Here is an 8,733-nt window from a genome sequence, read left to right on the forward strand (position 1 = left end):
TGCCTGCGTCTGTGCACAGAGAGTGGTGGGAGCCTCTTAGGGTTCTCAGAACGACGTGCGGGACGCGGCGGGAGGCCGGCGAGGCGTGGCGAACGTGGAGCACAGCGGGCGACCGGGAGAGGCTTTCGGCGGGGCGGAGGCCGGGGCGCGGTTCAGAATGGTCCGGCTCGGCCTGTGGGCGGTGGCCGCGATCCTGGTCGTACGGCAGCTGGCCGTCGTCCTCGGCACGCCGAGCGGGCAGCGGCTGACGGACCTGGAGACCTGGGTCGGCCCGGAAGGCGTCCTGCACGTCAAGGGGTCCCTGTACGACTCGACGCAGTTCACCGGCACCCCCTTCGGCGGGCTGGTGCTCAAGCCGCTCACCAGAGCCGCCGAGCAGGCCCTCGGCTGGGGCTGGACCTTCGGCACGCTGCTGCTGGTGGTCGCCCTCGGCCTGGTCGCCGCCCGCGCGCTGCCCCAGCCGGTGAGCCGCCGCACCTCGCTCCTCGCCGCACCGGTCGCCATCAGCCTGCTGATGCTCTCGCTGCCGGTCCGCAACGCCCTCTGGCTCGGCCAGACCAGCATCATCCCGGTCCTGCTGGTGCTGCTCGGCTGCTTCGCCGCCCGCGGGCAGCGCGACAGCGGGCTGTGCATCGGCCTGGCCGCCGCCCTCCAGCCGGCCCTGCTGCTGTTCGCGCCGCTGCTCTGGTTCACCGGCCGCCGCCGGGCCGCCGTCACCACGGGCGCGACCTTCGCCGTGTGCACGGTGCTGGCCTGGGCGGCGATGCCGCACGACTCGAACACCTACTGGATCCACCACACGGCCGGCGTGGGCCTCGGCGGCGCGGCCGACGCGCTCGCCAACCAGTCGCTGCACGGCGCCCTGCTGCGGTTCGGGCTGACCGGGCCGCTGGAGATCGCCCTGTTCCTGGCGCTCGCCGCGGCCGTGGCCACCCTCGCGCTGCGCCGCGCGGTGCGCTACGCCCGGGATGGGCAGCTGCTGCTCGCGGTCGCGATCACCGGCTGTGCGGTGGTGGCGGTGTCACCGGCCGCCTGGCAGCACCAGCTGCTGTGGGTGCTGCTCGCGGTGGTCGGCCGGGCCGGGCGGCGCGCCGCCGACCGGACGGTGTGGCCGGTCGTGGTCGTCCTCGTGATGACGCTGCCCGCCAAGGCGATGCTGCCGAACCAGTCGCTCTTCGTGCCCGTGCGCGACAACACGGTCCTGCTCGCCGCCCTGGCCGCGGCCATGGTCGTGCCCTTCCTGTCCCGCACCGCCCCGGAGTTCGCCCGCCCGGTCCCGACGGACTACGCGCAGCCGGTCCCGGCCCGCTTCCGGCAGGTCCCGCTGGCCCCCTCGCTGCGCCGGGTGCTGACCCGCCCCAACCTCTTCCTCGAACTGGTCGCGATGCGGCTGGTCTACTTCGTCTACCAGCAGATCCGGCTCGCCGCCGCCGGGGACGGCGACGGCACCTCCGGGCGGGCCCTCGCCGAGCGCCACGGGCACCGGATCCACGACATCGAGCGGTTCCTGCACATCGACATCGAGCACTGGGCCAACCACACCGTGTACGGCATCGGCTGGCTGCGGAGCTTCCTCGACTTCTACTACGAGTCCTTCCACTTCGTCGTCCCGCTGACCGTCCTCGCGGTCCTCTACGTCCGCCGCCCGGTCGACTACCGCTGGGCCCGCACCGCCCTCGGCTTCGCCACCGCGTTCGCCCTGATCGGCTTCTGGCTCTACCCGCTGGCCCCGCCCCGCCTGATGCCTGGCCTCGGCATCGTCGACACCGTGCACGGCCCGCAGGACTTCGCCAAGCCGGACTACGGCACGCTCACCCAGCTGACCAACCAGTACGCGGCGATGCCCTCGCTGCACTTCGGCTGGGCGCTGTGGTGCGGGATCGTCATAGCCGTCGTCGCCCCGAGGTGGTGGCTGAAGGTGTTCGGCCTGATCCACCCCCTCTTCACCCTCTCGGCGATCATCGGCACCGGCAACCACTGGGTGCTCGACGCGGCGGGCGGGGCGGCGGTGGTCGGCGCGGGCTTCGGCGTCGGCTACCTGCTGCAGGGGCCGCGGGCGCGGACAGCGCCCCGAAGGGGCGCGGGGAACTGCGCGACCGGCCACGACGGCGCTGCGGACGAACGGCGGCGGATCGCGGCATTTCCAGCTGACCGCTCAGAGCCGCCGCCCGGAGCCGCTTCTACAGCCGCTGGATGATCGTCCCGGTCGCCAGGCCGCCGCCCGCGCACATCGTGATGAGGGCGAACTCCTTGTCCGTGCGCTCCAGTTCGTGCAGGGCAGTGGTGATGAGGCGGGCGCCGGTGGACCCCACCGGATGGCCGAGGGCGATCGCGCCGCCGTTGACGTTGACCTTGTCCAGGTTCTGTTCGAAGACCTGGGCCCAGCTGAGCACCACCGACGCGAACGCCTCGTTGATCTCGACGAGGTCGATGTCCTTCAGGGACATGCCGGCCTTGCCGAGCACGGCCCGGGTCGCGTCGATCGGGCCGTCGAGGTGGAAGTGCGGGTCGGCGCCGACCAGGGCCTGGGCGACGATCCGGGCCCGGGGGCGGAGCTTCAGCGCGCGGGCCATCCGCTTCGACGCCCACATGATGGCGGCCGCGCCGTCCGAGATCTGGGACGAGTTGCCCGCCGTGTGGACCGCCGTCGGCATCACCGGCTTCAGGCCCGCCAGTGCCTCCGCCGACGTGTCCCGCAGCCCCTCGTCCCGGTCGACCAGGCGCCACATGCCCTGCCCGGCGTGCTGCTCCTCCTCTGTCGTCGGCACCTGCACGGCGAAGGTCTCGCGCTTGAAGCGTTCCTCGGCCCAGGCATGCGCCGCCCGCTGCTGCGAGAGCAGCCCGAGCGCGTCGACGTTCTCCCTGGTCAGGCCTCGGTTGCGGGCGATGCGCTCGGCGGCCTCGAACTGGTTGGGCAGGTCGACGTTCCACTCGTCGGGGAACGGCTTGCCCGGCCCGTGCTTGGAGCCGGAGCCCAGCGGCACCCGCGACATCGCCTCGACCCCGCAGCTGATCCCGACGTCGATGACCCCGGCGGCGATCATGTTGGCGGTCATGTGCGAGGCCTGCTGCGAGGAGCCGCACTGGCAGTCGACGGTGGTGGCCGCGGTCTCGTACGGCAGCCCCATGGTCAGCCAGGCCGTACGCGCGGGGTTCATGGACTGCTCGCCGGCGTGGGTCACCGTGCCGCCGACGATCTGCTCGACCGCGTCGGCGGGGATGCCGGTGCGGCCGAGGAGTTCACGGTAGGTCTCGCCCAGGAGGTAGGCGGGATGGAGGTTGGCGAGCGCGCCACCGCGCTTGCCGATGGGGGTGCGTACGGCTTCGACGATCACGGGTTCCGCGGCCATGGGGGCTCGGTCCTCTCCTCGGTCACCCGCGCGGCGCAGGGGCGTCCCGGCCCGGCCCGCCACGCAGAACTAGAACGCGTACTAGTTCTGTGTGCAGTTTGCTGACACCCCGTCCACAACCGCAAGGGGGGTGCATGCAATTGGGGTGACCGTGCCCCTTGCGAGTTGTAGAACCCGTTATTACCTTCACGGCAACCGGTCATTTCTGATGGTCCGTCAGAACATCTGTCTCCACGCATCCAGGCCAGTCACACGGTGGGAGTGAGTCGCTCATGCCCTGTCCCGCGCTGCCCGACGGGTTCGACCTCACCGACCCCGACCTGCTCCATCACCGGGTGCCGCTCCCGGAGTTCGCCGAACTGCGGCAGGCGGAACCGGTCCGCTGGATCGAACAGCCGCACGGCCTCGCCGGCTTCCAGGACGACGGCTACTGGGCCGTCACCCGGCACGCGGACGTCAAGTACGTCTCCACGCACCCCGAGATCTTCTCGTCCTGGCTCAACACCGCGATCATCCGCTTCGGCGAGCACATGCAGCGGGACGCGATCGACGCCCAGCGGCTGATCCTGCTGAACATGGACCCGCCCGAGCACACCCGGGTCCGCCAGATCATCCAGCGCGGTTTCACGCCCCGGTCGATCCGTGCGCTGGAGGAGCGGCTGCGCACCCGCGCCGGGGCGATCGTCGAGGCGGCCCGTGCCCGTTCCGGTCCCTTCGACTTCGTCACCGAGGTCGCCTGCGAGCTGCCCCTCCAGGCGATCGCGGAGCTGATCGGCATCCCGCAGGACGACCGGGCCAAGATCTTCGACTGGTCCAACAAGATGATCTCGTACGACGACCCGGAGTACGCGATCACCGAGGCGGTGGGCGCCGAGTCCGCCACCGAGCTGATCGCCTACGCGATGAACATGGCCGCCGACCGCAAGCAGTGCCCGGCCAAGGACATCGTCTCCACGCTGGTCGCCGCGGAGGACGAGGGCAACCTCAACTCCGACGAGTTCGGCTTCTTCGTGCTGATGCTCGCGGTGGCCGGCAACGAGACCACCCGCAACGCCATCACCCACGGCATGCACGCCTTCCTGACCCACCCCGAGGCCTGGGACCTCTACAAGCGCGAGCGCCCGTCGACGACGGCCGAGGAGATCGTCCGCTGGGCCACCCCGGTCAACTCCTTCCAGCGCACCGCCACCCAGGACACCGAACTGGGCGGCAAGCTGATCCGCAAGGGCGACCGGGTCGGCGTCTTCTACGCCTCCGCCAACCACGACCCCGAGGTCTTCACCGACCCCGACACCTTCGACATCACCCGCGACCCCAACCCCCACCTCGGCTTCGGAGGCGGCGGCCCGCACTACTGCCTCGGCAAGTCCCTTGCCGTCCTCGAGATCGACCTGATCTTCAACGCGATCGCCGACGCGATGCCGGGCCTCCGGCTGGTCAGCGACCCGGACCGGCTCCGCTCGGCATGGATCAACGGCGTGAAGCACCTCCGGGTCAGCACGTCGTAACCCCCTCAGGACGCGGGCCGACGGCTCCCGGCGCCGCCGGCCCGTTCAGCACCCCCGGTGCCCCATGACGTCGACGAGGAGCAGGGCCACCCACAGTTCCAGCGGACGTTCGCCCGTGGGCACCGGCGATCACCGGAAGCGCGTTCTGGGCGTCGGCGGTCTCGAACAGGCCCATCGTCAGGTCCGCCATCAACGTGTTGGCCACCGCCTCCGCGACGGTGAACGGCTGTCCAGCATGGTGATCCGGGCGGCGTGGTGGTGGCCCGCCGCGCCGGCGAGCCGCTGGACCGCACCCGCGACCGGAACCATGCCGCTGTTCATCTCCAGGCACCAGAAGACGGCCGCCTCGGAGGCGACGATGAAGTCACCCGGCAACGCCAGTCCGAAGCCGCCGCCCCGCCCAGGGAGAAGTCCGCTCCCTCGGCCCGTACCAGCAGGGCCCGGATGCGGCTCTCACCGGCCTGGTGCACGGCTTCCCGCAGATCGTCGGCGTACTGGCGGGACACGCGGTTCGGCGGGTCGCAGAGCACGATCGATCCGACGTCCCCGTCCTGTTCGAACCGAACCACGTTCATGCTGCCTCCTGTGCGCTCTCGATGTTTCAGCGTCACCCTGGCAGGGGACGGCCTTCGCGCTCTTGCCCGGATTCACCGAGTTCCGCCACGAGAGTTGCGCACTGTGCACAACGCCCGGCTCGCGGGCCGGCTCATTCCCGGCCGGACGCGGCCGCCGCGAGCACGCCGGACACCGCCGCCGCGACGAGCAGCGGCACCCCCGGGCTGTGGTGGAGGATCAGTACGGCGCCCAGGACCGCGCCGGCGAGCAGTGCGGTGACCGCGGCCGCGCGGCGCGGGGAGCGGTGGCTGGTGCCGTCGCCGAGGCCGGACTCGGAGAGGAGTCCGGTCAGGGTGGTGGTGAGGACCGTGGTCGCCGTGAGGTCGGGCACGCCCAGCTTGCGGACGTTCGCGTTGCGCAGGCCCATGGCGAAGGCGGTCAGCGCGATCAGGACGTACCTGGTCGCCGCCGCGCCGGCCTCGGTGAAGGCCACCACGGCCGACACGGCCAGCAGGGCCGCCTCCACGGCCAGGGTCACCCGCATCCACCGGCGGCGGGAGCCGGCGGCGAACCGGGCCGCGACCCGGCCGCCCGCCGCCGCGCCCAGCATGAAGGCGGCCAGGGAGGTCGCCGAGTGGGGGACGGAGAAGCCGGGCGCCCCGGCGGCGGCGAAGCCGAGGATCACCACGTTGCCGGTCATGTTGGCGGTGAAGACATGGCCCAGGCCGAGATAGCTGACGGCGTCGATCAGGCCGCTCACCAGCATCAGCGCCAGCAGCACGGCCACCAGCCGCACTCCGCGGGCCTCGGGGTCGCGGGGCGGGGTGGCCGTCGTCATCGTTCCTCCGGCGGTCCGGCGGGTGGGCTGGCTCCGGCCCAGTGCACCACGGCCGGACATACGTCGGCATTACGGCCGGACATACGTCGGCACCCTCGCCCGGGAGGAGGGGGCGAGGGTGCCGGGGTTCAGGGGCGCGCGGTGCCGGGGATCAGCGGCGGCTGCGCGGCTCGGCCGCGATCGACCGCGGGCGCGCGCGGTTCGGCCGGCTCAGTACCAGCCGTTGGCCTGCCAGAAGCTCCAGGCGGCGGTCGGGCTGCCGTAGCGCGAGTTCATGTAGTCCAGACCCCACTTGATCTGGGTGGCCGGGTTGGTCTTCCAGTCGGAGCCGGCGGACGCCATCTTCGAACCGGGCAGGGCCTGGACCAGGCCGTAGGCACCGGAGGACGAGTTGGTGGCGGAGATGTTCCAGCCGCTCTCGTGCGACACGATCTTGCTGAACGCGTTGAACTGCGCGGCGTCCGGAATCATCTTGTGCGCGATCGCCTGGGTGGAGGAGGCGGACGTGGTGGCGGCCTGGGCCGGCGCCGCGCTCAGGGCCATACCGGCGGCGGCAGCGGCCACGGCGGCGGTGGTGAGGGCCTTCTTCGGGGAAGCGATGCGGCGGATGAAGGACACGGACACGGAGAACCTCGTTCGTCGGGGACAGGGAGTCGCCGTGCTCCGGAACCACCCGTGAGGGCCGTCCGTGTGCGTCGGCGCCGCGGCCCGCTGTGGGCTCGTGGTGCCTGGCGACGTCGTCCAGAGAAGCAGGCCGGAAACCCGTCCGCAATCACCCCATTTACTAGTTGTGGTCGCATAGGCGGGGATGGTCCGTTGTGTGGCGTGGCTCTCAAACCGCAGGTCAGCGAGGGTCGCGAAACGGACATAGCGGAAAAGCCTGACTACTGTTCCGGATCGTAGGTGACGTGCGTCATGTGGGGTGCTTCACCGGTCCCGTCACCACGCGCGTACGACGCCTCACGCCCCGGGGCCGTCGAATGTGACCGCGGTCTCGAAGGCGGCCCGCCGGGTGGCCCGGCGCAGCGCCCGCAGCAGCGCCGGACCGAGGAGCAGGGTGAGGACGACCGTGCACAGCGCCCGGCCCAGGTTCCAGCCCATGGCGGTGGCCAGGCTGTAGGCGAGGAAACGGGCCAGGTTGGCGGCGGGCCCGGCGTGCGGGTCGAAGGCGAGGTTCGAGGCGTTGCCGGCCAGCAGCGGCCAGCCGGCCAGATCGACGACCGTGCCGTAGGCGAACGCGGCGACGAAGCCGTAGCCCGCCAGCAGTGCCAGCTCGCCACGGCCGCGCAGCCGCCCCGCGCCCGGCAGCAGACCGGCCCCCATGGTGAACCAGCCCATCGCCAGCATCTGGAACGGCAGCCACGGCCCCACCCCGCCGGTGAGCAGCGCGGACGCGAACATGGTGAGCGAGCCCAGGGTGAACCCGAAGCCCGGTCCTAGCACCCGCCCGCTCAGCACCATCAGGAAGAACATCGGCTCGATCCCGGCGGTGCCGGCGCCGACCGGCCGCAGCGCCGCCCCGGTCGCGGCCAGCACGCCCAGCATGGCGACCGCCTTCGGACCGAGCCCCGACTCGGCGATCGTCGCCGCCAGCACGGCGACCAGCAGCACCAGCAGGCCCGCGAAGAGCCACGGCGCGTCCTGGGCGTGCGAGGCGATCCGGGAGGACGGCGGGGCGAGGAAGGGCCAGCCGACGGCGACCACCCCGACGGCACTGACCAGGAGCAGGGCGGCGAGGGAGCGGGGGCCGAGCCGCACCGGGCCGGTCATGCCAGCGCCTCGCGGACCTGGGCCACGGTGAGCCACCGCTCGGGCGCGAGGATCTTCGTCACCTGCGGGGCGAAGGACGGCGAGGAGACGACGATGTCGTCGGTCGGCCCGTCCGCGATGACCTCCCCCTCTGCGAGCAGCACCACCCGGTGCGCGAGCTCCGCGGCCAGCTCCACGTCGTGCGTGGCCAGCACGATCGCGTGCCCGTCGGCGGCGAGCCCGCGCAACACGTCCACCAGCCGGGCCTTCGCCGCGTAGTCCAGACCCCGGGTCGGCTCGTCGAGCAGGAGCAGCGGCGGCCGGGCGGCGAGCACGACGGCGAGCGCGAGGGCGAGCCGCTGCCCCTCGGAGAGATCACGGGGGTGCGTGTCGTCCGCGACCCCGGGAAGCAGCCCGGACACCAGCCGGCGACAGGTCCCCGCCGCCGCCCCCGCGTCCCGGTCGGCCGCCGTGCACTCGGCACCGACCGTGTCGGCGTACAGCAGGTCCCGGGGTTCCTGCGGGACCAGCCCGACGAGGCGTACGAGGTCACGCGGGCGGGTGCGGTGCGGGACCGCGCCGCCGACCCGCACCGCGCCGGAGCCCGGCTCGACGAGCCCGACCAGGGCGCCCAGCAGCGTGGACTTCCCGGCGCCGTTGCGCCCCATGAGCGCGACGGTCTCCCCGGGTGAGACCGTGAGATCGACTCCGCGCTGCGAGTCGACCCGGCCCC

General features: G+C 72.3%; 9 protein-coding genes. 2 read left to right on the forward strand and 7 right to left on the reverse strand.

Features of this window, described 5'->3' with window-relative positions; translation table 11 throughout:
• Positions 1-85: 85 nt before the first annotated feature.
• Positions 86-2,197 carry a bifunctional glycosyltransferase 87/phosphatase PAP2 family protein gene (locus tag ACWGKQ_RS36815; protein ID WP_453296390.1) on the forward strand — a complete coding sequence of 704 codons (2,112 nt, stop codon included), beginning with the start codon at positions 86-88 and terminating at the stop codon, positions 2,195-2,197.
• On the opposite strand, the gene ACWGKQ_RS36820 is transcribed toward ACWGKQ_RS36815, so the two are convergent.
• Entirely contained in the window at positions 2,181-3,350 is a 1,170-nt protein-coding gene (locus ACWGKQ_RS36820) for a steroid 3-ketoacyl-CoA thiolase (RefSeq protein ID WP_453296391.1), read from the reverse strand. The genes ACWGKQ_RS36815 and ACWGKQ_RS36820 overlap by 17 nt on opposite strands.
• Positions 3,351-3,622: 272 nt before the next feature.
• Between ACWGKQ_RS36820 and ACWGKQ_RS36825 the strand changes: the two genes are divergently transcribed.
• Entirely contained in the window at positions 3,623-4,858 is a 1,236-nt protein-coding gene (locus tag ACWGKQ_RS36825) for a cytochrome P450 (protein ID WP_453296392.1), read from the forward strand.
• Between the two features lie 189 nt (positions 4,859-5,047).
• On the opposite strand, the gene ACWGKQ_RS36830 is transcribed toward ACWGKQ_RS36825, so the two are convergent.
• From ACWGKQ_RS36830 to ACWGKQ_RS36855, 6 genes are all read right to left on the reverse strand, one after another.
• Positions 5,048-5,233, reverse strand: coding sequence for a hypothetical protein (locus tag ACWGKQ_RS36830; protein WP_453296393.1), 186 nt, complete (start codon positions 5,231-5,233; stop codon positions 5,048-5,050).
• The gene (locus ACWGKQ_RS36835) at positions 5,176-5,433 is read right to left on the reverse strand and encodes a hypothetical protein (protein WP_453296401.1); all 258 of its coding nucleotides are present in this window, start codon (positions 5,431-5,433) and stop codon (positions 5,176-5,178) included. The genes ACWGKQ_RS36830 and ACWGKQ_RS36835 overlap by 58 nt, the downstream gene beginning before the upstream one ends.
• A 131-nt stretch (positions 5,434-5,564) precedes the next feature.
• The gene (locus ACWGKQ_RS36840) at positions 5,565-6,251 is read right to left on the reverse strand and encodes a YoaK family protein (RefSeq protein WP_453296394.1); all 687 of its coding nucleotides are present in this window, start codon (positions 6,249-6,251) and stop codon (positions 5,565-5,567) included.
• A 210-nt stretch (positions 6,252-6,461) separates the two neighbouring features.
• Positions 6,462-6,875, reverse strand: coding sequence for an aggregation-promoting factor C-terminal-like domain-containing protein (locus tag ACWGKQ_RS36845; protein ID WP_453296395.1), 414 nt, complete (start codon positions 6,873-6,875; stop codon positions 6,462-6,464).
• 336 nt (positions 6,876-7,211) lie between these two features.
• Positions 7,212-8,021 carry an ECF transporter S component gene (locus tag ACWGKQ_RS36850; protein WP_453296396.1) on the reverse strand — a complete coding sequence of 270 codons (810 nt, stop codon included), beginning with the start codon at positions 8,019-8,021 and terminating at the stop codon, positions 7,212-7,214.
• The coding region (locus tag ACWGKQ_RS36855; RefSeq protein WP_453296397.1) for an ATP-binding cassette domain-containing protein at positions 8,018-8,733 on the reverse strand (716 nt) is incomplete at its 5' end. The genes ACWGKQ_RS36850 and ACWGKQ_RS36855, both read right to left, overlap by 4 nt.

The sequence above is a fragment of the Streptomyces sp. NPDC054770 genome (assembly GCF_053611985.1).

Bases quoted from the DNA above. Each gene is read 5' to 3' on its own strand.
- ACWGKQ_RS36820 (WP_453296391.1), bottom strand. From the start codon at position 3,350: ATGGCCGCGGAACCCGTGATCGTCGAAGCCGTACGCACCCCCATCGGC.
- ACWGKQ_RS36835 (WP_453296401.1), bottom strand. From the start codon at position 5,433: ATGAACGTGGTTCGGTTCGAACAGGACGGGGACGTCGGATCGATCGTG.
- ACWGKQ_RS36825 (WP_453296392.1), top strand. From the start codon at position 3,623: ATGCCCTGTCCCGCGCTGCCCGACGGGTTCGACCTCACCGACCCCGAC.
- ACWGKQ_RS36850 (WP_453296396.1), bottom strand. From the start codon at position 8,021: ATGACCGGCCCGGTGCGGCTCGGCCCCCGCTCCCTCGCCGCCCTGCTC.
- ACWGKQ_RS36840 (WP_453296394.1), bottom strand. From the start codon at position 6,251: ATGACGACGGCCACCCCGCCCCGCGACCCCGAGGCCCGCGGAGTGCGG.